Annotated in this window: 18 protein-coding genes; 7 read left to right on the forward strand and 11 right to left on the reverse strand. The window is 71.6% G+C overall.

Translation table 11 applies throughout. The features are described 5' to 3' along the window. The first annotated feature begins 13 nt into the window (after positions 1-13). The 6 genes from ABD419_RS01000 (at position 14) to ABD419_RS01025 (ending at position 3,724) form a co-directional block, all read left to right on the forward strand. Positions 14-1,213, forward strand: a complete 1,200-nt coding sequence (locus ABD419_RS01000; protein ID WP_344480660.1) for a chymotrypsin family serine protease — start codon at positions 14-16, stop codon at positions 1,211-1,213. Positions 1,214-1,366: 153 nt separating this feature from the next. Continuing rightward, positions 1,367-1,753, forward strand: coding sequence for a YbaB/EbfC family nucleoid-associated protein (locus ABD419_RS01005; RefSeq protein WP_344480663.1), 387 nt, complete (start codon positions 1,367-1,369; stop codon positions 1,751-1,753). 5 nt (positions 1,754-1,758) lie between these two features. Then, positions 1,759-2,079, forward strand: coding sequence for a type VII secretion target (locus ABD419_RS01010; protein WP_344480666.1), 321 nt, complete (start codon positions 1,759-1,761; stop codon positions 2,077-2,079). A 2-nt stretch (positions 2,080-2,081) separates the two neighbouring features. Continuing rightward, on the forward strand, positions 2,082-2,783 hold the full coding sequence (locus tag ABD419_RS01015) for a WXG100 family type VII secretion target (protein WP_344480669.1): 702 nt from the start codon (positions 2,082-2,084) through the stop codon (positions 2,781-2,783). A 3-nt stretch (positions 2,784-2,786) separates the two neighbouring features. After that, positions 2,787-3,392 (forward strand): colicin D domain-containing protein, encoded by a 606-nt coding sequence (locus ABD419_RS01020; RefSeq protein WP_344480671.1) that lies wholly within the window; start codon positions 2,787-2,789, stop codon positions 3,390-3,392. A 2-nt stretch (positions 3,393-3,394) separates the two neighbouring features. Continuing rightward, positions 3,395-3,724 (forward strand): colicin immunity domain-containing protein, encoded by a 330-nt coding sequence (locus ABD419_RS01025; protein WP_344480674.1) that lies wholly within the window; start codon positions 3,395-3,397, stop codon positions 3,722-3,724. 7 nt (positions 3,725-3,731) lie between these two features. Here the strand turns inward: ABD419_RS01025 and ABD419_RS01030 are convergent, their stop codons facing one another. Then, positions 3,732-4,148 (reverse strand): hypothetical protein, encoded by a 417-nt coding sequence (locus tag ABD419_RS01030; RefSeq protein ID WP_344480676.1) that lies wholly within the window; start codon positions 4,146-4,148, stop codon positions 3,732-3,734. Between the two features lie 140 nt (positions 4,149-4,288). Between ABD419_RS01030 and ABD419_RS01035 the strand changes: the two genes are divergently transcribed. Beyond that, positions 4,289-5,227 carry a DUF6528 family protein gene (locus ABD419_RS01035; RefSeq protein ID WP_344480678.1) on the forward strand — a complete coding sequence of 313 codons (939 nt, stop codon included), beginning with the start codon at positions 4,289-4,291 and terminating at the stop codon, positions 5,225-5,227. 47 nt (positions 5,228-5,274) lie between these two features. On the opposite strand, the gene ABD419_RS01040 is transcribed toward ABD419_RS01035, so the two are convergent. The 10 genes from ABD419_RS01040 to ABD419_RS01085 form a co-directional block, all read right to left on the reverse strand. Continuing rightward, entirely contained in the window at positions 5,275-6,090 is an 816-nt protein-coding gene (locus tag ABD419_RS01040) for an MOSC domain-containing protein (protein WP_344480680.1), read from the reverse strand. Next, a complete protein-coding gene (locus ABD419_RS01045) occupies positions 6,087-7,208 on the reverse strand; it encodes a hypothetical protein (RefSeq protein ID WP_344480682.1) in 1,122 nt (373 codons plus the stop codon). Before ABD419_RS01045 ends, ABD419_RS01040 begins: the two co-directional genes overlap by 4 nt. A 14-nt stretch (positions 7,209-7,222) precedes the next feature. Next, a complete protein-coding gene (locus ABD419_RS01050) occupies positions 7,223-7,999 on the reverse strand; it encodes a hypothetical protein (protein ID WP_344480685.1) in 777 nt (258 codons plus the stop codon). A 15-nt stretch (positions 8,000-8,014) separates the two neighbouring features. Beyond that, a complete protein-coding gene (locus ABD419_RS01055; RefSeq protein WP_344480687.1) occupies positions 8,015-9,001 on the reverse strand; it encodes a hypothetical protein in 987 nt (328 codons plus the stop codon). Positions 9,002-9,091: 90 nt separating this feature from the next. Then, positions 9,092-10,336, reverse strand: coding sequence for an ArsB/NhaD family transporter (locus ABD419_RS01060; protein ID WP_344480689.1), 1,245 nt, complete (start codon positions 10,334-10,336; stop codon positions 9,092-9,094). Between the two features lie 369 nt (positions 10,337-10,705). Then, positions 10,706-13,309 (reverse strand): ATP-dependent chaperone ClpB, encoded by a 2,604-nt coding sequence (gene clpB / locus ABD419_RS01065; protein ID WP_344480692.1) that lies wholly within the window; start codon positions 13,307-13,309, stop codon positions 10,706-10,708. A 222-nt stretch (positions 13,310-13,531) separates the two neighbouring features. Continuing rightward, positions 13,532-14,218, reverse strand: a complete 687-nt coding sequence (locus ABD419_RS01070) for a hypothetical protein (protein ID WP_344480694.1) — start codon at positions 14,216-14,218, stop codon at positions 13,532-13,534. Between the two features lie 115 nt (positions 14,219-14,333). Further along, the gene (locus ABD419_RS01075) at positions 14,334-19,292 is read right to left on the reverse strand and encodes a DNA repair ATPase (protein ID WP_344480697.1); all 4,959 of its coding nucleotides are present in this window, start codon (positions 19,290-19,292) and stop codon (positions 14,334-14,336) included. Positions 19,293-19,378: 86 nt separating this feature from the next. After that, the gene (locus ABD419_RS01080; protein WP_344480699.1) at positions 19,379-21,445 is read right to left on the reverse strand and encodes an SPFH domain-containing protein; all 2,067 of its coding nucleotides are present in this window, start codon (positions 21,443-21,445) and stop codon (positions 19,379-19,381) included. A gap of 151 nt (positions 21,446-21,596) precedes the next feature. Then, positions 21,597-22,256 carry a hypothetical protein gene (locus ABD419_RS01085; RefSeq protein WP_344480701.1) on the reverse strand — a complete coding sequence of 220 codons (660 nt, stop codon included), beginning with the start codon at positions 22,254-22,256 and terminating at the stop codon, positions 21,597-21,599. Positions 22,257-22,397 lie beyond the last annotated feature (141 nt).

Below are 22,397 nucleotides of genomic sequence, written 5' to 3' on the forward strand. Positions count from 1 at the left end.
CGGACACCCCCCAATGAACAAGCCCCTCGCGGCGCGCCTCGTCGCCGCGCTCGCGATCCCCTCACTGCTGCTCGCGCCGCCCGCCGCCCACGCCCAGGACGTCGCCGATACCGCCTACCAGACCGCCGAGGAGAGCCTCCGCGACGACCTCGCGCTCACCGCCGCGGCCCAAGGCTGGACGTTCGAGGAGGCGGAGGCCCAGCACCGGGTGGCACAGGCGCTCGACGGCATCGCCTCGGCCATCGCCGCCGACCGCCTCGACGTGCTCGTCGGCACCGCCCTGTCGGAGCACCCCGGCGGCACCCCGACGCTGTACATCAAGGGCGAGGCCGACGACGTGGTCCTGGAGGCCGTGCGCGGCAGCGGCCAGGAGGTCGTCGTCGCCGACGGCCAGCCGTTCTCGTTCCTCGAACTGAAGGAGCGCAACCGGCAGCTGAACCGCGAGCTGGTCGCGCTCGGGTACGCGGACCTGTCGAGCGGCGTCGACATCACCACCGGCACGATCAGCGCCGAAGTGGCCGCCCAGCCGGGCCTGGAGACCGATCCGGCCGCGATCCTCCGGGAGCTCTCCAGTGGACTCCAGGACGGCGTCGCGCTCGACGTCGTCGGCGACCTCGGCAACGCCGTGCAGTACACGTACGGCGGCCTGCCCGCGTACGCCGGCGTCAACTTCACCTGCACCACCGGGTGGAGCGTCGTCGACGAGAACGGCGTCGGCGGCACGACCTCGGCCGGCCACTGCCAGGGGCTCACCGGGACCTGGACCGCCGAGAACGGCACCGTCAGCCTCGACTTCCAGGCCCAGCACCGCGGCACCTGGGGCGACGTGGAGTGGCACACCACGACCGCCCAGATCGACCGGCCGGAGTTCTACTCCTCACCGAACACGCGCCGCGACACGCTCTCCATCGAACGGTGGTGGGAGGTCTCCGTGGGCGAGACGATCTGCGTCTTCGGACGCAAGACCGACGTGCGGCGATGCTCTGCCGGGGTCCAGAACATCTTCTACTCCTGCACCTTGGAGGGGTACCTCACCGAGAGCCTGATCCGCATGAAGGACGCCTACACGGTGAAGGGCGACTCGGGGGGCGGGTGGTCCTTCGTGAACCGCGCCTTCGGATCCCACGTCGGCCTCTGCGGCGGCAAGAGCGTCTTCACCCTGGCCGACGACCTCGACCACGCGCTCGGCGTCGAAGTGCTGCTCAAGGAGTAACGGCTGCAACGGAACTCCGGGGGGCTCACCGGTCGGATCGATGCCGGCCGCAAGTGAGCGCCCCCTCCGATTGGCCGAGACCCGATAGACTCTCGGATCGTGTTCGGCACATGACCCCGTGTGCCGGTATCCACCTGAGGAGCAGAGGCGACCATGGGCATCCCCGACCCGGAGGCATCCAGGCAGCACCTTGAAGCGTGGAAGGGCAGGATCGAGCAGCTCGCCGCCGACACGCAGGAGATGAGCAACCGGTTCGAGGTCCTGAAGGCGGTCGGCGCCGACCCCGAAGGGCTCGTCAGGGTCACCGTGGACTCCGGCGGGAACATGGTGGACGTGCAGCTCAGCGAGCGCACTCGGCGGATCGACACCGAGTACACCGGGCAGGCCATCCTCGCGGCGGTCGCCGCCGCGCGGGCGCAGATGGCCGAGGCCTCGGCGCAGATCATCTCGGAGACGCTCGGCGAGGATTCGCCTGCAGGGCAGGCGATCGCAAGCAGGGTCCGCGCGCAGCTGATGCCGAAGACCGGTGAGGAGGACTGAGCCACATGGCGAGCGGATTCGACGTCGACCCCGAGGAGCTGCGGGAGCACGCGCGGTACCTGGAGACGGTCAAAGAGCGGTTCGACCAGGTCATGAACGCCAGCAACTACATCGAGCAGGACGACGAAGCGTACGGGACGCTGTGCGGGTGGATCTCCGGGTGCCTGGAGGAGCGACACCAGAAGCAGGACGACATCACGTCGTACCTCGCGGAGAACTTCACCATCGCGGCCAACGCGCTGCGCGCGGCCGCTGAGGAGTACGAGGTCAGCGATACGGACTCGCAGACGGCCTTCACCGAGCTGCGCGACCGGATGGGGGCGTAGCGATGTCCGACAATCCGCTCGTCGCGCCGGTGCAGTCGACGAACAAGTGGTACACGGGCGCAGGGCCGCTCGACTCGTACCACGGCATGATCGACGCGTTCAAGTCCGAAGGCTGGGTGGACGACCTGCTCGCCGGAGGCGGGTTCGCGCTGGAGGTCGTCGGGTCGGTGCTTGACCCGTTCAGCGCGCTGCTGTCCGCGGGGATCGGGTGGGCGCTGGAGTACTTCGAGCCGCTGCGCGAGATGCTCCAGGAGGTCACAGGCAAGGCCGACGTGGTCATGGCGCACGCCCAGACCTGGAGCAACATGTCCGGGGAGCTGCTGGCGATCGTCGAGGAGCTGACGGTGCACCTGGACGGCGACATGCCGAGCTGGACTGGGGAGGCGGCCGACGCGTACAAGTCGCTCATGGCCCACAACGTGACCTCGGCTTCCGCGCTCGCGGCGACGGCGGAGGCGATGGCCGCGGCGACCGAGGGCGCGGGGAGCCTCGTGCAGATCACGCACGAGATCGTGCGCGACCTGATCGCCGAGCTGGTCGGGCACGTGATCGTGTGGGCGATCGAGGCGATCTTCGTGGTCACGATCCCGGTCATCGCCGCGCAGATCGTGGCGGCCGTGGTGAAGTGGGCCGGCATCATCATGGGCTACGGCATGGCGCTCGTGCAGTCGCTCACCAACCTCAAGACCCTGCTGGGGGTGTGAGGCATGCGCACAGCGTTGAAGCTGCTCCTGCTGGTCGGCACCGGCATCCTCCTGGCCCGGAAAGGCGGCGGCGACGGCCCTGACGGGCCCGACGGCAACGGCGGTGACGTCGACCCGCTCACCGGGCGCCCGAAGGACTCCGAAGAGCGCCAGGAGCGCCTGAACTTCCAGGGCAAGAACGCCTCCACGGACATGGCCGGAGTCCACGACACCGCGAAGTCCGAGGCTGAGGACGGCCGGGCGACCGACTCGGACGGCGACGGCCAGCCTGACGTCACCACGACCCCGAACAAGCCGTCGGACGCCATCACCTTCGACAAGAAGAAACTGAACAAGAAGTTCAAGCACGCGTCGGACTTCGACGTCGACGGCAACAACAACTTCGCCAACCAGAAGAAGTTCCAGGAGGCCATGGAAGCACATGTCGACGCTCCGGGCACCAACCAGGTCCCAGGTACCTACCGTGGCGAGGATGTGATCCACTACGTGGATCCGAACACCGGCTTGAACGTCATCACGACGCCGAGCGGAGAATTCGTCAGCGCTTGGGAGCTGAGCAGTGCCCAGTTGCAGCATGTGCTCACTACGGGCGACCTCGGAGGAGGATGATCATGGAACTGACCGCCGCAGAGCTTCGTGTGCTGGAGCGCACCGATCAATTTGCGAAAGCCGGCGATGCAGACGGTCTCGCCTCAGTGCGGGACGACGTCTTCGATGCGATCGGCTCCGCGTTCGTGCAGGGCAGGATGTCGGGAACCGAATTCGAGCGCGAGTTCATGAACCGATGGAGGACGATGCGCGACCACGGAGTACCGACGTCGGATGCAGTGGACCAGTTGTTCACGGATGTCGATGTGTTCTGTGGCGACCCCGAACTGTTCGAAGAGGGCGACCTCGACGAAGCGGGCCTTCGCTCTGCAGTGGTCGAATTCCTGAAGTGACCTGCGGCTACGGCCTGGGCTGAGTCAGGATTCGGATGATCCTTGCTGCTTCCTCGGTTTTGAGGCTCAGTGTCACCCGGCCCTGCCGGGTGGGGTTCGTGGTGCTCAGGTCGTAGTCGATCTGGAGGCGGTCGGGGGCGGGGTTGGTCGCCTTGATGCGGTAGCGGGCGAGGTCGGTGATCGGGACGTCGATGTGCTTGAAGCGGTGGGCGTGGACCACGAAGCGCTTGGTGGAGAGGGCGACGGCGGCGGAGACCGCGGTCCGCTTCCAGTTGGCGCGGCGGCCGGGGGTCTTGAGGTTGCGGTAGGTGGCGGAGCCGGGGGCGCCTTCGACCAGGAGGACCATGCCTTCGGCGCGGAGCGCCGCGCGGAGGTCGTCGGGGAGGCGGCCGGGGCCGAGGAGGAGGCGTCGGAGCGCGTTCATGTCCGAAGTGTAGTGACTCGGCGCCGCTGAGCGAGTGAACGAACCGGGACGTTCCGGGTTTGTCGCGATGGCGCACACTGGTGGCGGTTCGCGGCCCGGATCGGGTCGGGACTCTCCCTACCCCCTAGAGGAGTTCACTCGTGAAGAGACGAAACCTGTTGCGGGCGCTCGCGATCGGCGCGCCCCTCGCGACGGCCGGAGCGGTCGGCGCCGGGATCGCGGCGGCGGACACCGCCAACTTCAAGGTCATGGTGACCGAGCAGGTCCAGAACAAGGTCATGGTGTTCGACAAGAACGCGTCGTTCAGCGACGCGAACCGGTACAAGTCGTGGAGCCCCGGCACCGGCGGGTGGTCGAACCTCTCCGACTGCCGCATCCGCGACACGTCGCAGTTCGGCGCGATCGGGCTGGCGGCCGCGTCGGGCGGCAAGGTCGGGATCTGGAACATCACGACCGAGAAGGACCAGGAGCTCAACGACGTGCTGTGGAGCGCGACGCCGGGCGGGAACCCGCATGCGCTCGAACGCATCCCGAACCTCGGGGCGTTCGTGTCGGCGTCCTCGGACGGGTTCCTCACCGTGTACGCGCCCACCGCGGTGTCCAACCCGTCCACGCTCGCCAAGGTGCAGACCGTCTCGCTCGCGGGTGCGCACGGGGTGGTCTGGGATCCCCAGAACTCGCTGCTGTGGGCCTCCGGCAACAAGATCGTGCAGGCGTACAGCGTCTCGGGCACGTACCGGAACATCCGGTTGAAGGCGTCGAGCAAGAAGGTGGCGCTCTCCGGGCTCGGGCACGACCTCCAGCCGGACTTCTCGAATTTGTCGCTCTTGCAGGTCTCGGACTCGTACGGGGTCTACTCGATCAACAAGTCGACGCTCGCGAAGGCCACGCTGCACACCACGACGCGCATCAAGGCGTACGTGAAGATGAAGTCCGGCGAGTACTTCTACGTGCGCGGCGACAACACGGGCTCGCGGGACTGGGGCAGCCCGACCGTGGTGTTCTCGCAGTCCGCGGACCGGACGCGGTCGGGCGCCGAGTTCTACAAGGCCCGGTACTACACCACCGCGTACAACTAGGCGGAGGACTCGGCGGCCGGGCGCGCACCGCGCCCGGCCGTCGCACGTCAGAGGAACCTGATCTCGTCGCCGACGCGGACGTCGCCGGTCGAGAGGACGTCGGCGTAGAAGCCGAAGCAGGTGGCGCGGCCGAAGCCCGGGACCTCGATGCGGTGGTGCGCGGCGAGGGTCTTGAGCAGGCCCTTGTCGGCCGGGGCCGGGCCGTGGGCGATCGAGGGGATGATGCAGCGCGGGGTCGGGAGCGTCACTTCGAGGAGGACGTCGTCGCCGATCGCGATGCGCTGCCCCGCTTGCGGATCGGCGGGGAGGTCGAGGATCAGGTTGGGGCGGAAGCGGGTCGGGTCGACCGCGGAGCCGTGCTCGTCGCCGAGCTGCGCCACCGCGCCGGTCGTGACGAGGTGGAGGGGCCCGAAGTCGAAGAAGCGGCCGTCGGCGGCGCCGCCGACGCGCTGGACCGTCTCGCCGCCGGGCTCGACGTCGGCGGCCCACTCGGGGATCATGCCGGGCTCGTCGGGCCACCAGTGGTGCCGCTTGACCTCCTGGGGGGCGGTGCGCGTGACGCGGACCGGGCGGGCGAGCCAGTCCGACAGCGCCGCGTCCGCCTCGGGGGTGCCGGCGGTGACGGGGGCGGCGCCGGGGACGGTCAGGCGGACCTCGTCCCGGGCCGCGAGGTACTCGGCGGCGACGTCGAGGAGCGCGCCCCACAGCCGCGGCTGCTTGCCGGTGCCGATGGTGCCGTCCGCGTCGAAGCACGCCCAGATGCGGTCGCCGTCGAGGCCGCGCTCGCCGATCGCGGTCTCGGTCAGGTGCTCGGCGGCGGCGGACTTGAGCGGGTGGCGGCGGATCTCGGCGAGCGTGTTCACGGGAGCATCGTATGCCGCCTGGCCGTGCGGCCGGTCAGTGCCGGTCCACCGCCCGTCCGGACGCGCAGGAGGAGCCCTAAGGACGTTGCCGGGTAGTGGAACAGCACCGGCGACTCCGCGATGACCGCCGGGAGGTCCACGGTCCACTCAGTGGACCCGTCGTAGTCGATGAAGCTCGCGGCCGCGCCGTCGCGCGACAGGTAGCCGTCGGCCTGCAGCGAGGTGCAGGCGGGCGAGGACTCGGAGCCGGCGGCCTCGCCGGTGCTCAGGTCGATCACGCGGGTGCCGGCCTCGGCGTGGGGCGTGAAGCCGCCCTTGAACGCGCCGTAGGGGCCGTAGTCGTCGACCATGCACGCGTAGCGGCCGGTGGGGTCGACCCCCACGAGGCCGATCGTGAGCGGTTCGGCGCCGGTGAGGCCGCCGACCCGGATGGTCTCCAGGACCGTGCCTTCGGCGTCGATCCGGTACAGCTCGGAGACGTCGAGGTTGTGGTAGACCGCCTGGGCCGAGCCGTCCTCGGCGGTGTACCAGCGGAGGCGGCAGCCCGCCGGCTGGAGCTCCACGGTGGACGGCAGCTTGCCGGCGTCCGGGGCGTACCACTCGGCGTCGCCCCAGGCCTCGACCGGGAGCGGCGTCGCGTCGCCTTGGGCGGCATCGGATTCGACGCCCCAGACCGCGCCGCGGTGGACGAGGAGGGCGGAGCCGTCGGCGAGCCAGGTCGGGTCGACGCAGGCGTGGTCGAGGGGGTATTCGACGACGGTGCTGATCTCGCCGGTCTCGAGGTCGCCGAACTTCAGGACCTCGCTCGGGGAGGCGCCCTCGATCCAGGCGGCGGTGCGCTGGCGGGGGTCGACCGTGAGGGAGGCGCGGAGGACCGCGCCGACGTCGCCTTCGGCGCTCCACACGCCGCTGAGGTCGAGCACTGGCTCGGCCGGGGGCGCCTCGTCGTCGCCCTCGCGGGCCGCGCCGGGCTCCCAGCGGTAGAGCACGTGGTCGTCGCCGAGGCCGTAGAAGACGCCGGAGTCGGCGTCGTCGCCGGTGGCGGCGGTGTCGCAGGCGGCGAGGAGGGCGAGCACGGCCGCGGCGACCGCGACGCGGGTCCTGGCGGAGCGGGTCATGTGGTCCTCCTTCGTCATTCGGCCCGGAACGTTCCGGCGTCCTTGTCGGCCATGCCGTGCCGGGCGATGAGGTCGAGCCAGACCAGGTAGTTGGCGGACGACGCGGTGGGGTCGAGCTTCTCGGCCCTGAACGCCTTCTTGAGCGCCTCGAGGCCCTGCTTCGTCTGCGGGCCGAAGTCGCCGTCGATCCGGATCTTCGACATCCCGGCGAGATCCCTCGCGGCCCACTGGATGATCGTGGTGTCGGTCTGGTAGTCCCAGTCGGCGGCCACGGCGCGGCGGCCGCGGTCGACGTGGATGTGGTTCCAGTGGGAGCCGTCGGGGTCGTTGTAGCAGTGGAGGACCGTGCCGAAGTGCTTGCGGCACACGGCGATCACCGCGAGGTAGCGGCGGCGCAGGTAGCGCCTGGCCTTGCCGTGGACGGCCGTGTCGACGAAGATCTCCTTGCCCCAGTTGAAGTGCGTGAAGTCGATGGCCGCGCCGTAGCGGTGGTAGCCGGGCTTGCAGACCTTCGCGCCCGCCACGCCGGTCCACTGGTAGCCCCAGGTGCCGTCGTTGTACCCGTAGCTCCGTCCGAGGTCGTCGAGGTCGCGCACGACGCGCCCGGCCTGCTTGTGGGTCTCCGCGTGCATGGTGAACGACGTGGTGGAGGGGTGGACGCCGAAGCCGTCGCCGGTGAACGCGGTCCGGTACCGCATTTTCCAGGCCGTGGCCCACAGCCAGTCGCGCGTGACGTCGGGGAGCTCGCAGCTCGATCGGGCGAACGCCTTGCCGCTGCTGGGGAATGCCATCGGTCCTCCTCGTCGTTATCGATTCCCTCTGATGTGGATGGTGGTGCCGTCGGTCTCGAGCCAGAGGCCGCGCCGGCCGGGCACGGCGAGGACCTCGCCGAGGCAGGCGCAGTCGCCGGTGGTGCCGCCGAACGCGGTCTCGGTGCGCTCGTCGCCGGTGTAGCGGGTCTCGGTGATGACGCCGTCCCGGTCGGAGTAAAGGCTGACGTACGCGTCGGCGGCGACGGCGGCCATGGGGCGGCCCGCGTTCGCGACGGTGCCCGCGGCGGTGAGGACCAGGCGCGGGACCGCGGCCTCGGCGAGGCGGCCGGTGAAGGCGGACTGCGTGCCCGCGCCGTCGGCGACCGCGGCGAACAGGCCGCGGTCGGTCTCGGCGAGCACGGTGCCGTACCCCTCGCCGAGACCGGCGGCGAGCTCCTGCTCGGTCCAGGCGCGGCCGTCGGCGGTGATCGCGAGGTGGCTGCGGGAGAGGACCGTGAGGTGCTCGTCGGGGCCGCCCTCGACGGCGACGGCGAGGCCGGTGCCGAGCGGGGTCACCGCGGTGGCGATGCCGGAGCGGATCGAGTCGGGGACGGGCAGGTCGACGTACTCGCCGGCGGCGCCGTCGATGCGGACCAGGGCGGGCACGGCGCGGTCGGGGCCGAGCTCCCTGGCGCCGGTGACCCACAGGGTCGCGCCGGTCGCGGCCATCGAGTGCGGGACGAAGCCGTCGGGCAGGGGCAGCGGGAGCGGCGGGCCGAGGACGCCGGTCACGGTGCCGGCGGACTCGGCGGGTTCGAGGACGCGCAGCGCGTGGTCGGTCTCGGCCTCGCCGGTGAGCACGAGCAGCTCGCCGCCGTACCCGGTCCAGCCGGCGGCGGCCGCGTAGATCTGCGGGTTCGCGGCGGCGCGGGCAGGCTTCGCGGCCGGAACGGCGGCTCCGGCCAGGAGGGCGGCCGCGCCGGTGAGGACGGTGCGGCGGGTCAGGCGCGGCGTGGCGCCCGAGCTACCAGTGAAGGCCATGTGAGCACTATGACCAATGGTGCCGCGTTATACGGGGGAATCACGAACTTTCATTCCATAGTGGTATTGCATTCCGGATCGGGTCCGTGTTCAGAGCCAGACGAGCGCGGCCAGGCCCGCGGTGACGGCGGCGGCCGCGAGGACCGCCCCGGACGCGACGAAGCGCCCGAGCGGCACACGGAGGCGCTGGTCCGCGGGGACGCCGGGGCGGCGGCCGGTGACCAGGTCGAACCAGAGCAGCGTCGCCATCGAGGCCCACGGCAGGACCAGCGGGCCGACGTTGGCGCCGATGAGCACCCCGAGGAGCGCGTCCGGGTTCCCGCTGGGGATCACCGACTCGACGGCGGCGTACGCGGGCAGGTTGTTCACGAGGTTCGACAGGCCCGCGCCGGCGAGGCCCGCGCGGAACACGCCCGCGTCGCCGGCGCCGGTCCCGGCCAGGGCCGAGACGAGGTCGCCGCCGCCGTGGCGCATGAGCGCGGGCACCACCAGGAACAGGCCCGCGGTGAGCACGAGGAGGCGCCACGGGATGAGGTGCCAGGACAGGAGGTCGCGGCGGCGGCGCACGCAGTGGGCGACGAGGACCGCGGCCGCGGCCGTGGACACGACCTGGATCGGGACCTCGGCGACCACGGCGAGGACGAACCCGGCGCAGACCGCGGCGGCGGTCCAGAACAGGCGCCGGTCGGCGATCGGGGCCGGCTCGGCGGGGACGGTGTACCGGTCGCGCTCGCGGTGGCGGCGCCGCCAGAACCCGAGCCACAGGCAGAGCGCGGTGACGGCGAGGACCGCGAGCTGCGGGGCCCACATCCGGGCCGCGAAGCCGAGGGGGTCGAGGCCGATCCGGTCGGCGGCGAGGAGGTTCGTCAGGTTCGACACGGGCAGGAGCAGGCTCGCGGTGTTCGCGAGCCAGACCGTGGTCATGGCGAGGGCGAGCGCCGGGGCGCGGGTGGCGGCGGCGAGCGCGAGCATCACGGGGGTGAGCAGCACGATCGTGGTGTCGAGGTTGAGGAACGTCGTGGTGAGCGCGGCGAGGACGAAGCAGCAGGCGAACAGGGCGGCGTGGCTGCCGCGGGCCAGGCGGGCGAGGCCGAGCGCGGCGACGTCGAACAGCTGCGAAGCCTGGACGATCGCGACCATGACCATGACCGTGCCGAGGAACAGCACGAGCGGGGCGATCCGCTCCAGGCTCGCGAGTGCGTCGCCCGTGGGCAGCGCCCCGGTGGCCCAGCACAGCAGCCCGGCGGCGAGCACGCCCAGGCTGACCAGGTCGAGCCAGTCGAGGCGGGCGCGCCGCGGGCGCGCCCGCTCGGGTCGCGTGGGGGTTTCGGTCACCGGGCCAATGGTAGGAACGGTTCGGCCCGGCGGCCACGGTCAGTGACCGGGTCGTGGGACGGCGCGCCCGGGCGGGGAGTCGGGTGAGCCTCGGCGGGTCTGCGCATTTCGGGCGCCGGGAGCCGCCCCCGGCTTCGATGGTGCCCGGCGGGTACGACAGCGCCCCGGACGCGAGACGGGGTCTCGTGTCCGGGGCGCAGGTGATGCGTCGACCGATCGCGTCGGCGCTGCGCTCGGCGGCCGGTGCCGAAGGCGGCTGCCGGCCGAGACGAGGCGACCGGTCGCGGACGGCTCGGTGGCGACTCCCGCGGGTGCCGCCGACCGGTCGCGGCCCCTCGGCGCTCGACGGGGATGCCGAGCCGGGGCGGATCAGCCCTTGGTCACCGTGAGCCTGTCGCCGAGGTCGGTGGTGGCGACCTTGACGGTGTCGCCGTCGGTGATCTTGCCTTCGAGGAGGTCGCGGGAGAGCGGGTCGCCGATGGACGACTGGATGAGCCTGCGGAGCGGGCGAGCACCGTAGACGGGGTCGAAGCCGCGGTCGGCGAGCCAGGACTTGGCGGCGTCGTTGACGTCGAGGCGGAGGCGGCGGGCCTCCATGCGGTGCTCCAGGTGGCGGAGCTGGACGGTGACGATCGCCTTGAGGTGGTCGTGCTCGAGCGCGTGGAAGATGACGATGTCGTCGAGGCGGTTGAGGAACTCGGGCTTGAAGTGGGTGCGGATGGCCGCGAGGACCTGGTCGCGTTTGGCCGTGTCCTCCAGGAGCGGGTCGACCAGGGCCGAGGAGCCGAGGTTCGAGGTCATGATGAGGATGACGTTGCGGAAGTCGACGGTGCGGCCCTGGCCGTCGGTGAGGCGGCCGTCGTCGAGGACCTGGAGGAGCGTGTCGAAGACCCGCGGGTGGGCCTTCTCGACCTCGTCGAGGAGGACCACGGAGTACGGGCGGCGGCGGACGGGCTCGGTGAGCTGGCCGCCCTCCTCGTACCCGACGTAGCCGGGCGGGGCGCCGATGAGGCGGGCGACGGAGTGCTGCTCGGTGTACTCGCCCATGTCGATGCGGATCATGGCGCGGTCGTCGTCGAACATGAACTCGGCCAGGGCCTTCGCGAGCTCGGTCTTGCCGACGCCGGTGGGGCCGGCGAAGATGAACGACCCGGTGGGCCGGTTGGGGTCGGAGAGGCCGGCGCGGGCGCGGCGGAGGGCGTCGGAGACGACGGTGACCGCTTCGAGCTGGCCCACGACGCGCTCGCCGAGGACCTCCTCGGCGTGGAGGAGCTTGTGGGTCTCGGACTCCTGGAGGCGCCCGGCGGGGATGCCGGTCCAGGCGGAGACGACGTCGGCGATCTCGTCGGCGTCGATCTCCTCCTTGAGCATCGGCTGGTGGGCGGGGTCGGTGTCGGCGGTGGCGAGCTCGGCCTCGGCGTCCTGGAGCTGCTGCTCGAGTTCGGGGATCCGGCCGTAGCGGAGCTGGGCGGCCTTCTCCAGGTCGTACTCGCGCTCGGCGCGCTCGGCCTGGGTCTTGAGGTCGTCGAGCTCCTCCTTGATGTCGGAGACCTTGGCGATGCGACCCTTCTCGGACTCCCACTGGCGCGAGAGCGCGGCGAGGCGCTCGCGCTGGTCGGCGAGTTCGCGCTGGAGGGAGGCGAGGCGCTCGGCGGAGGCCGGGTCGTCGGTCTCGTTCTGGAGGGCGGTCTCCTCGATCTCGAGGCGGCGGACGGCGCGCTCGACCTGGTCGATCTCCTCGGGGCGGGAGTCGATCTCGATGCGCAGGCGGGAGGCAGCCTCGTCGACGAGGTCGATGGCCTTGTCGGGGAGGCGGCGGTCGGGGAGGTAGCGGGCCGAGAGCTGGACGGCGGCGACGAGGGCGGAGTCGGTGATGCGGACGCCGTGGTGGACCTCGTAGCGCTCCTTGAGGCCGCGGAGGATCGCGACGGTGTCCTCGATGGAGGGTTCGCCGACGTAGACCTGCTGGAAGCGGCGTTCGAGGGCGGCGTCCTTCTCGATGTGCTCGCGGTACTCGTTGAGGGTGGTGGCGCCGATCATGTGGAGCTCGCCGCGGGCGAGGGCGGGCTTGAGCATGTTGCCGGCGTCGAGGGAGCCCTCGGACTTGCCGGCGCCGACCATGGTGTGGAGCTCGTCGATGAAGGGGATGATCTCGCCGTCGGAGGACTTGATCTCCTCCATGACGGACTTGAAGCGCTCCTCGAACTGGCCGCGGTACTGGGCGCCGGCGATCATGCTGGCGAGGTCGAGGAGGATGACGCGGCGGTCGCGGAGGGACTCGGGGACGTCGCCGGCGACGATGCGCTGGGCGAGGCCCTCGACGATGGCGGTCTTGCCGACGCCGGGCTCGCCGATGAGGACCGGGTTGTTCTTGGTGCGGCGCGACAGCACCTGGATGACGCGGCGGATCTCGGTGTCGCGGCCGATGACGGGGTCGACCTTGCCCGAGCGCGCGGTCTCGGTGAGGTCGACGCCGTACTTCTCGAGGGCCTTGTACCCCTGCTCGGGGTCGGAGGAGGAGATCTTGCGGTCGCCGCCGCGGAGGGTGGGGAAGGCGCTGATGAGCTTCTTGTCGGTGGCGCCGGTCTCGGCGAGGTGGCGGCCCACCTCGCCGCCGGCCTGGGCGAGGCCGGTGAGCAGGTGCTCGGTGGAGACGTACTCGTCGCCGTAGTCGACGGCGATCTTGTCGGCGGCGTTGATGGCGCGCAGGGACTCCCGGGCCATGGACGGCTCGGAGACCGAGGGCCCGGAGGCCGAGGGGAGCTCGTCGATGCGGCGCTCGGTCTCGGCGGAGACGGTGCCGGGGGCGACGCCGACGAGCTGGAGGAGGCCGGGCGCGGTGGAGCCGTCGACGGTGAGGAGCGCGTCGAGGAGGTGCCAGGGCTCGACGGCGGGGTTGCCGTTCGCCGCGGCGGTGCGCGCGGCCTGGGAGATCACTTCGCGGCTCTTGGTGGTCAGGCGGTTGACGTCCACTGCGGTCGGCCTTCCTCTCGTCGGTTCGCTCGTGCGCGGCACGCTCGGATGCCGGGTCCGAGCGGCCTCGGCGGCCGGGTTCGGGGCCGCCAAGTTGAGTCTAGACGGCTCAAGTTTTAACGGTGAACTTACCGCGTTCGCCCTCAGCGAACCCGGGACGGTTTTCCGGGGCAAGCGTAAAGCCCCGAGCCCGGCGGGCTCGGGGCTTTCGGCCACCGGACGCTACTTGCGCGCGCCGGTGAGGCCGAAGATCGACTTGATCTTGGCGAGGAAGCCCGGCTTGGACTTCTCGGCGCCGGCCTCGGTGGTCTCGATGGCGGGCGCCTCCGCCTGGGAGGGGACGGCCTTCTCCGGGTCGGCCGCGGCCTCCTCCGGCTCGTCGATCGCCTCGGCGACCGGCTCGGCGGCGACGGTGTCGGTGGGCGCGGCCTCCGAGGGCTTCTCGGACTCGGCGACCGGCGCCAGCTCCTCGACGGGCTCCTCCGCCGGGGCGGTGACGGGCTCCGGGTCGGCGGCGACGGGCTCGGGCTCGACGTCCGCGGTCGCGGCGGCGGTCTCGTCCTCGACCGGAGCGGGCTCGTCGACGAGCTCGGGGCCGGCGTCGGGGGCCTCGTCGGCCGCGGGGACCTCGACCGCTTCGGCCTCGGCCTCCTCGTCCTCGGCTCCGGCGACCAGCAGGGCGCGGAACTCGGCGACGGTGAGGACGGGGACGCCGGCCTCCTCGGCCTTCTTCACGCGGGCCTCGCCGGCCTTGACGGTGTCGTCGACGACCAGGTGGGTCACGGTCTTGGTGAACTGTTTGGCGAGTGCGACATCGGCGTCGGACTCGGCGATAGCGCGGGCGGTGTCGGCGTCGGGGCCGGTGCCCAAGACGATGATCCGGATCTTGTCTCCCGTCTTCGTCGGCACGGGAACCTCCCTTATTCGATAATTCTGCGGCGTTCAGGGGCACTGCGGGCTAGCGCCGGGCTCTTGTTCGAAAGCGTACCGGGTGACCGGGTCGGCGCGGACCAGCGGCGAGCCTTTAGTCCCCTTGGACGCTGCTTCTTTGCCGCAGGGCGGTCTCGATTCCGGCGACGCGGTCCGACAGCAGGCCGATGGCGCCGACGGCCCTCGACATTGGATCATCGCTCGCGCCGCCGAGGGACTGCTCGCGCCGGAACGCGTCCTTGACGGCCTCCCAGCGGGCCTCGCGGTCGCCGTCGAGGCGCCCGCGGAGCTCCGCGAGTTTCAGCAGGTTCGACTCCGCGCCGGACGCGAGCGTCTGCGCCTCGCCCGCGTAGTGGTCGTCGATGACCGCCTCCAGCTCCTCGTCGTTCATGACCGGGACGACGCGCTCGGCGAGCCGGTTCATGTTCCGGTACGAGCCCTGGAGCAGGAACGGCGGCTCGGTGCGGGCGGCGTCGTCGGTCGCGGCCGACGCGATGTACGCGAGGTTGTTGCGGAGCACGGTCTCCTGGAGGCGTACGAGCTTGCGCAGCACCGACAGGACCTGGTCGAGCTCGCCCGCCGAGTACGGGTGGGCGAGGCCGTCGGGAGCGGCGGTCGGGTCGCCCGCGGCGAGGCGGACGAGCAGCTGCACGTCGGCGCGGCCGCGCCCGGCCAGCGGCGCGGTCACCTTGTTCGAGGTGAGCGCGTTCTCGATGTAGGACTGGGCGAAGACCCGGTCGCGTCCGGAGAGGACGTCGCCGAGGTTCCACACGTCGGCGCGGTTGGCGAGCATGTCGGGGATGCGGAACTTCTGGCCGGCCTCGGTGTACGGGTTGCCGGCCATGCACACGGCGAACCGCTTGCCGCGCAGGTCGTACGTGCGGGTGCGGCCGTTCCAGACCCCCTCCATCTTCCGCTGCGCGTCGCACAGGGAGATGAACTTCTGGAGCAGCTCGGGGTTGGTGTGCTGGATGTCGTCGAGGTACAGCAGGATGTTCGAGCCGCATTCGAGCGCGAAGTTGATCTTCTGGACCTCGGCGCGGGCGGTCGCGTTCGGCGCGTCGGCCGGGTCGACCGAGGTCGTCTCGTGGCCGAGCGCGGGCCCGTTGACCTTGACCAGGAGCATCCCGAGGCGGTCGGCGACGTACTCCATGAGGGTCGTCTTGCCGTAGCCGGGCGGGGAGATGAGCATGAGCATCCCCGACTGGTCGGTGCGCCGGCCCTCCCCCGAGCCGGCGCCGATCTGCTTGGCGAGGTTCGCGCCGATGAGCGGCAGGTACACGTCGTCGATGAGCTGGTTGCGCACGAACCCGGCCATCGTCTTGGGCTTGAACTCCTCGATGCGGAGGGTCGAGCGGTGCGCCTCGATGAGGTCGGCGCGGCGGCGCTGGTAGGCCCGGTAGCCGGGGAGGACGGTGCGGCGGAAGCGGTCCGTGCGGGAGAGGAACTCGTCGAGGCGGAACGTCAGCACGCGCTGCTCGATGCGCGCGTGGGTGCCCAGGAGCCCGGTGACCTGCGCGGTGAGTTCGGCGTCGTGGTCGGCGGCGTCGCCGGGGGCGATGAGCAGCGCGAGGGCCTCGGGGAGGTCGGTGCGGTCGAACCGGTCGCCGTCGGCGCGGGCGAGGAACGCGTCGAGCCAGTTCCAGGCCAGGCCCCACCGGTCGGCGAGGTCGGCGCCGACGCCCTGGAGGTCGTCGTCGAGGGCGGCCCGGGCTGCGGGTCCGATGTGGTTCTCGAAGGCGGCGAGGAGGGCGCGGGCGCGGCCGGAGGCGGCGAACGCGGCGCCGGAGGCGAGCTGCTCGGCGAGGTACTCGGCGGTGAGGCGCGTGTCGGGGGCGAGCGGGGACTGCGGGTGGGCGGCGAGCCCGGCCTGGGCGAGGAACCCGGTGAGCGCGGCGTCGAGGTCGGCGACGAGGCCGGTCATGACGTCCGCGCGGCCGAAGGTGTCGCGGGCGCGGGCCAGCGAGCGGGCCCGGGTGGTCCAGACCGCCTGGCGCTCTTTGCGGTCGCGGTCGGTGTCGGGCCCGTCGGCGGGCCGGTGCCAGAACAGGCGGGCGAGGGCGCGCTCGGCGGCGGGGTAGCGGAGCAGGCCGGCCGCGCCCTGGAGGCGCAGCACCTCGGCGAGGATCGCGGCGGCGTCGGCGTCGTGGACGCCGCGCTCGTAGCCCTCGTCGTAGCGTTCGGCCGCGGCGGCGGCCACGAACTTGGGCAGGTCCGCCTCGGCGAGGAGTGCGGCGGCGCCGTGCTCGGCGAGGAGGGCCGCGGCCAGGTGCTCGGACCGGTAGACCTCGGGGTTCTCGGAGGGGAGGAACTGCTGCCAGTACGGCCTGGTGTCGGCGAAGGCCGGGTCGTCCACCACATGGCGGTAGTCGGTGCCGGTGAGCGAGAACGCGAGTTCGTCGCCCGTGGGCACCAGCGTCAGGTCGAGGGGCTGGGTGTTGACGGGGAGGCGGTGCTCGCCGAACTTGACGGCGTCGCCGTCGAAGAGGTCGATGCGGTCGGTCAGGGCCCGCCCGGCCTCGGCGCGGGCGGCGGCGATGCGGCCCTCGATCTCCTCGGCGCGCACGGTGTCGTCGAGGCCGCGGAGCTCGCCCACGACCTTGCGCAGCCGCTCGACCATCGGGTCGGTCGCGAAGTACGTGTTCACCTCGTCCAGAGAGGACAGTGTGAGGGTGCGGCGGGCGACGGCCTCCAGGATCCGGTCGGCGGAGGCGGCGAGCTGCTCGGCGCGGCGGGCGGCCTCGTCGAGGAGGTGCTGCTTGCGCGAGGAGAACGCCTCGTAGACGTCGGTGCGCTTGTCGGCCAGGCGGGTCAGGAACTCGTCGAAGTCGGCGAAGCGGGTCTCGAGGTTCTCGATGGTGAGCAGGAGCCGTCCCAGCTGCTCGTCGCACGCGGCGGGCGTGCCGGCGGCGCTGATCGCGGCGGTCACGGACTGGCCGAGGAGCGCGAACTCGGCCGCGAACTCGGCCTTGCCCTCGCCCACGGCGAGTTCGCGGCGACGCGCGGCGAGGGCGGCGCGGGCGCGGTTGGCGGCGGCGAGCACCTCGGAGACGCGCCCGAGGATCGCGGTGCGCACCACGGCGTCGCCGATGTCGAGGTTGGCGACGACCTCGGTCAGGGTCTCCAGGCCCCGCTGGCGGGCGTCGAGGTCCTCCAGGACCGGGTTCGCCTCGGCCACGGTCTCGATGGCCTCGGCCTTCGCCTCCAGGCCGGCGATCTGCTCGTGGTACGCGGTGAAGGCGTCCTCGCGCTCCAGGAACGCGACGGCGCGGCGGCCGGTGGCCGCGAGGGACTCGGCGACCTCGGCGGCGAGGGCGTCGATGCCCGCGAGGTCGATGTAGCGGGTCTCGCGGAGCGTCACGAGGTGCCCGGAGGCGCCGCGGAGCTCGGTGAGGAGCCCGACCCACTCCTCCGCGGACTTGGGGGTCTCGCCGCGGGCGCGGCGCAGGAGCTTGACCGTGCCGGTCTGCGCCTCCTCCAGGGCTCGCTTCGCGCCGGCGGTCAGCTCGGCGACGGTGGCGTACTCGTCGAGGACGGCCTCGGCGGTGTCGCGGACCTGCCTGAGGGTCTCGTCGAGACGGTGGAGGCCCTCGTCGCCGAGCCACGGGTAGTCGTCGAGGCAGCGGACGGCGGCGGCGATGAGCGCCTCGAAGACCGCCTGCGCGGGCTCCATCTCGCGGACCAGGCGGGCCACCGAGAGCGCGTCGGAGACGGCGCGCACGGCCTCGGCGTTGCCGATGCGGTGCACCGGGGTGTCGCCGGACTCGGTCGCGGCGGCGTGCGCCTCGGAGCAGAACGGGGTGGCCCACACCTGCATCGGGTGGACTCGGGTGGCCTCGTCGCCGCTGGCGCGGAAGGCGACCAGGGTGCCGTCGTCGAAGACCGCGTAGCCGTGGACGCTCATCGGCGCCGCGACCTCTTTGCGGATCACGTTGTACGGCAGCAGGAGCGAGCGGCCCTCGGCCTGGTCGTAGAAGACGTAGAGGACGTCCTCGCCGTTGGGCGAGCGCACGACCTTCTTGAAGCGCAGCCCGGCGCTGTCGTGGTCGAAGGTCTTGAGCACGCCCTCGTTGAGGTAGTACCCGCCGGGGAAGACCACGCCGTGGTCCTCCGGGAGGCGGCGGCAGGCCGCGCCGATCGCGTCGGCGCGCACCACCGTCGCGGTGCGGGTGTTGTAGATCAGGTGGCGGGCGACGGTCTCCTTGTACGGGAGGATCCGCAGGATGATGAGGGGGCCGATGCGGGCGTAGGCGATCTCGGCGTCGGCGAGGGACTGGAGCGGCTCGGCGACGGGCTCGGAGTAGACGCCCTCGCCGGTGTCGGTGTTGTTCTCGATCTTGACGGTGAGGTCGCCGCCGAGGCACTCGACGAAGATCTCGTCCTCGATGGACACGTGCGGGTGGCGGCCGGTGACGTGGTGGTCGCGGGTGGTCTGGACCCACTCGAAGTCGTGGGGCTCGGGCCAGACCGCGTCGGCCTCGCCGCGGGCGTCGATGTAGTCGGCCGTGCCGTCGGGCCGGAGCTGCCAGCGCAGGACGCGCTGGTCGGCGAGCTGGTCGCCGATCTTGAAGACGGCGAGGAGGCGGGTGTCGACCTCGCGCACCTGGAGGAGCTCGGCGGAGCGGTAGTACCGGTAGATCTCGGTGAAGTCGGTGGTGAACTTCGGGTCGTCGAGGACGTGGCCGGGCTCGGTGACCTCGTGGAACGCGAAGTTCCCGTTGTCGCGCTCGAAGTCGTGGAGGGCGAAGACGTCGGCGACGCCGGTCTGCGACTTCAGTCCCATGTGGACGTTGTAGCCGAAGAGGAGGCGGTCCCCGACGCGGGCGATGTCGCGGGGGACGCAGTTGTTCGCGGTGCGGATGCGCACGGTCCCCAGGAGCGAGAGCTCGGTGGAGCCGAACGCGTCGGTGCGGGCGGTGTTGAGGGCCTCGGCCCGGTCGGCGAGCTCGGCGGCGTAGCCGGCGAGGCGGGAGGAGAGGACCTCGTAGGTGCCGCCGTCCAGGGACGCGTCGGCGGTGGCGCCCTCGGGCGCGGCGGTCGTCTCTTCGGCCATGGGATCCCCTGGGAGCGTTGGGTTTCAGGTGCGGGCGAGGGGACCGCGGGCCCCAAGGGTGGCGGGGCCCGCGGTCCGGTTCTGCGTTACTTCGCGGCGATCTCGTAGGCCGGGCGCTCGGACAGGCCGAGCTCGCGGGCCTTGGACAGGAGGCCGTTGAGGGAGCCCTCGTCGCCGCCGCCCTGGATGAGCTTGAGGAGCGCGGCGGACACGGTGAGGTTCTTGACGTCCTCGGTGCCGATCCCGCCCAGGACCCCCTTGAGGTCCTCGGCGAACGACGTGGAGCCGTTGCCCCACGCGGCGACCGCGGTCTGGGCGACGTCGGAGTGGGCGACGAACCCGTCGACGGCCTTGCCGTATCCGATCGCGCCGACGACGCGGTCGAAGAACTGGGTGTCGCCGCCGACCAGGGAGATGTCGGCGCCGCTGAGCCCGGCGGAGATGACCCCGGCCTGCTGCTCGGCGATGGCGCGGCGGGCGTCGATCTCCATGCCGCGCAGCTCCTTCTCCATCTCCAGGCGGAGGCGGTACTCCTCGTGGCCGCGGCTGGCGTCGGAGAGCGCGTCCATGGCGACGGCCTTCTCGGTGAGGCCGGCGGACTCGGCGAGGAGCTTCTCGCGCAGGGCGTTCGCCTCGGCGGTGCCCTTCGCGGCGGTTGCGGTGGCCTCGGCCTTGCCGATGGCGGCCTGGGCCTCGGCCTCGGCCTTGCCCTTGGCCTCGGCGGCCTTCGCCTCGGCGAGCCCGCCCTTCTCGATCGCGTCGGCCTCGGCCTCGCGGACCTGGACCTCGGCGAGGCCCGGGGCGGCGGCGAGCGCCTGCTCCCCTTCGGCCTGGCGGATCTTGGCGCGGGCCTCGAGCTCGGCGGCCTGCTGGGCGGCCTCGGCCTCGGTGAGGCGCTGGCGGGCGAGGTGCTTGGACGCGGCCTCGGCGGCCTCGGCGGCCTTGATGTCCTTGACCAGGCTCTCCTGGGCCTCGGCCTCGGCGAGGATGATGACGCGCTGGCGCTCGCGCTCGGCCTCTTCGACCGCGCGCAGGCGCTTGATGCCCTCTTCCTGCTCGGCGACGGTCTTCTCGACGGCGATGCGCTCGCGGATGACGTCGGCGATCTCGCGCTTCTGCGCCTCGAGCTCCTTGTTGGCGGCGATGCGGGCGAGCTCCTCCTCGCGCTCGCGAGCGACGACCTCCAGGACGCGGTCCTTCTCGATGCGCTCGGTCTCGACGGCGAGGACGCGCTCGCGGTTCTTCTCGGCGACGGCGATCTCGCGGAGGCGGTTCTCGTGCTGGACGCCCGTGGCCTCCTCGGTGCGGATGCGGGCGGTCTCGGACTTGAGGCGCTCCTCGGCCTGGACCTTCTGGACCTCGGCGGACTCGCGGGCGCGGAGGGTCTCGATCTCGCGCTGCTGGCGGATCTCGGCCTCGGTCTGGCGGCGTTCGAGTTCGAGGACGGCCTCGCGGGCCTCGACGTCCTGGCGCTTGATCTCCTTCTCCTCGTGGCGGCGGTGCTCGTTGGTGGTCACCGACTCCCGCGCCGTGAGCTCGGTGATCTTGCGGATGCCCTGCGCGTCGAGGATGTTCTGGGGGTCGAGGTGCTCGAGGGGGGTCTGCTCGAGGTAGTCGATGGCGGCGTCCTCGAGGGAGTAGCCGTTGAGGTCGGTGCCGATCACGTTGAGGATGCGGTCGCGGAACTCGTCGCGGTTGGTGTACAGGTCGGTGAAGTCGAGCTGCTTGCCGACGGTCTTGACGGCCTCGGAGAACTTGGCGTTGAACAGCTCCTGGAGGGTCTCCTGGTCGGAGGCGCGCTTGGTGCCGATGGCGCCGGCGACGTTGATGACGTCGTCGGCGGTCGCGTTGACGCGCACGAAGAACGTGATGGAGATGTCCGCGCGGATGTTGTCCTGGCAGATCAGGCCGTCCTTGCCGGCGCGGTTGATCTCGATCGTCTTCACCGAGATGTCCATGTACTCGGCCCGGTGGATGATCGGGAGCACGAGGGCGGAGGTGAACGAGACCTTCCGGGTGCGGAGCTTGGTGACGACGAGCGCCTGGCCGGGGGCGACCTTCCGGTAGAGGCGGACGATCATGAGCAGCAGGCCCAGGAAGATGAGCGCGGCCACCACGAGCGTGACGAGGGTAGCCGAGTTGGAGGCGTCCATTCGGTGGTTCCTTACGAGACTTCGGAGAGGGTGCGGGCGTCGGTGCGGATTCGGTCGGGCGTGGCACCACGATAAACGACCGCCGCCCCATGCGGGGTCCGCGTTCACTCCCGCGGCACGATTCCGGGAGGGCGAATCGGGCCGGAAGCGCTTATGCCTCAAGCACGGCGATGTCCGGCGGGAATGCGACCGGGACGACGAGGAACACCTGGTCGAGCTCGTCGTAGTCGAATACGACGACCTTCGAGTGGCGCGAGAAGAGGGCGTCCTCGATGCCTTCGGGCTCGTGCGGGGAGCGGCGGACGTTGATGAGGATCACCGCGCCCTCCTCGTCGATGACCTCCGCCTGCCCGGAGTCGAGGGTGACGGTGCTGGTGCGCACGACGCACACCTTGCCGACGAGTTCGGCGTGGCTCGTGGCGGGCGCGTCGTCGAACAGGCGCGACAGCGGCCTGGTGAGGAGCTTCGCGCCGAGCATGCCGACGCCGAGTCCGGCGACGAGCACGGCGATGCCGGAAGCCGCCGGGGGGATGACCACGTCGGCGCTGCGCACCCAGCTGGTGCCGAGGACGGTCACGATCCAGCCGAGGGTGATCCACAGGGACAGCACCACGGTGAAGGGGACCGCGCCGAACCCGAAGGCGCCCCAGAAGCCGCCGGCCTCGATCCCGACCTCGGGGTCGCCGACGTCGACGACGTCCACGTCGAGCGCGCCGACGATGACCGCGAGCCAGTACAGGACCACCACGACGAGGCCGAAGGAGAACACGACCGGGGGGAAGGAGAGGGCGATGTCCAGGAACTCACTCATGGGGCACGGGTCCTTCTCGACGATGCCGGATAGGACCCGCTGACGCCGCGGGGCGGCGCGCGGGTCTCGTCGTCGGTTCTGGTTGGTGGCCGCGGGCGCGGACGGTCCGCACGCGCGGGCTGGCGGGTCAGGGCACTCGGG

This window comes from Glycomyces endophyticus (assembly GCF_039531525.1).
GTDB classification, from domain to species: Bacteria; Actinomycetota; Actinomycetes; order Mycobacteriales; family Micromonosporaceae; genus Glycomyces; species Glycomyces endophyticus.

Coding starts and splice junctions, on each gene's coding strand:
- ABD419_RS01000 (WP_344480660.1), top strand. CDS start 14: ATGAACAAGCCCCTCGCGGCGCGCCTCGTCGCCGCGCTCGCGATCCCC.
- ABD419_RS01005 (WP_344480663.1), top strand. CDS start 1,367: ATGGGCATCCCCGACCCGGAGGCATCCAGGCAGCACCTTGAAGCGTGG.
- ABD419_RS01010 (WP_344480666.1), top strand. CDS start 1,759: ATGGCGAGCGGATTCGACGTCGACCCCGAGGAGCTGCGGGAGCACGCG.
- ABD419_RS01015 (WP_344480669.1), top strand. CDS start 2,082: ATGTCCGACAATCCGCTCGTCGCGCCGGTGCAGTCGACGAACAAGTGG.
- ABD419_RS01020 (WP_344480671.1), top strand. CDS start 2,787: ATGCGCACAGCGTTGAAGCTGCTCCTGCTGGTCGGCACCGGCATCCTC.
- ABD419_RS01025 (WP_344480674.1), top strand. CDS start 3,395: ATGGAACTGACCGCCGCAGAGCTTCGTGTGCTGGAGCGCACCGATCAA.
- ABD419_RS01030 (WP_344480676.1), bottom strand. CDS start 4,148: ATGAACGCGCTCCGACGCCTCCTCCTCGGCCCCGGCCGCCTCCCCGAC.
- ABD419_RS01045 (WP_344480682.1), bottom strand. CDS start 7,208: ATGACCCGCTCCGCCAGGACCCGCGTCGCGGTCGCCGCGGCCGTGCTC.
- ABD419_RS01050 (WP_344480685.1), bottom strand. CDS start 7,999: ATGGCATTCCCCAGCAGCGGCAAGGCGTTCGCCCGATCGAGCTGCGAG.
- ABD419_RS01055 (WP_344480687.1), bottom strand. CDS start 9,001: ATGGCCTTCACTGGTAGCTCGGGCGCCACGCCGCGCCTGACCCGCCGC.
- ABD419_RS01075 (WP_344480697.1), bottom strand. CDS start 19,292: ATGGCCGAAGAGACGACCGCCGCGCCCGAGGGCGCCACCGCCGACGCG.
- ABD419_RS01080 (WP_344480699.1), bottom strand. CDS start 21,445: ATGGACGCCTCCAACTCGGCTACCCTCGTCACGCTCGTGGTGGCCGCG.
- ABD419_RS01085 (WP_344480701.1), bottom strand. CDS start 22,256: ATGAGTGAGTTCCTGGACATCGCCCTCTCCTTCCCCCCGGTCGTGTTC.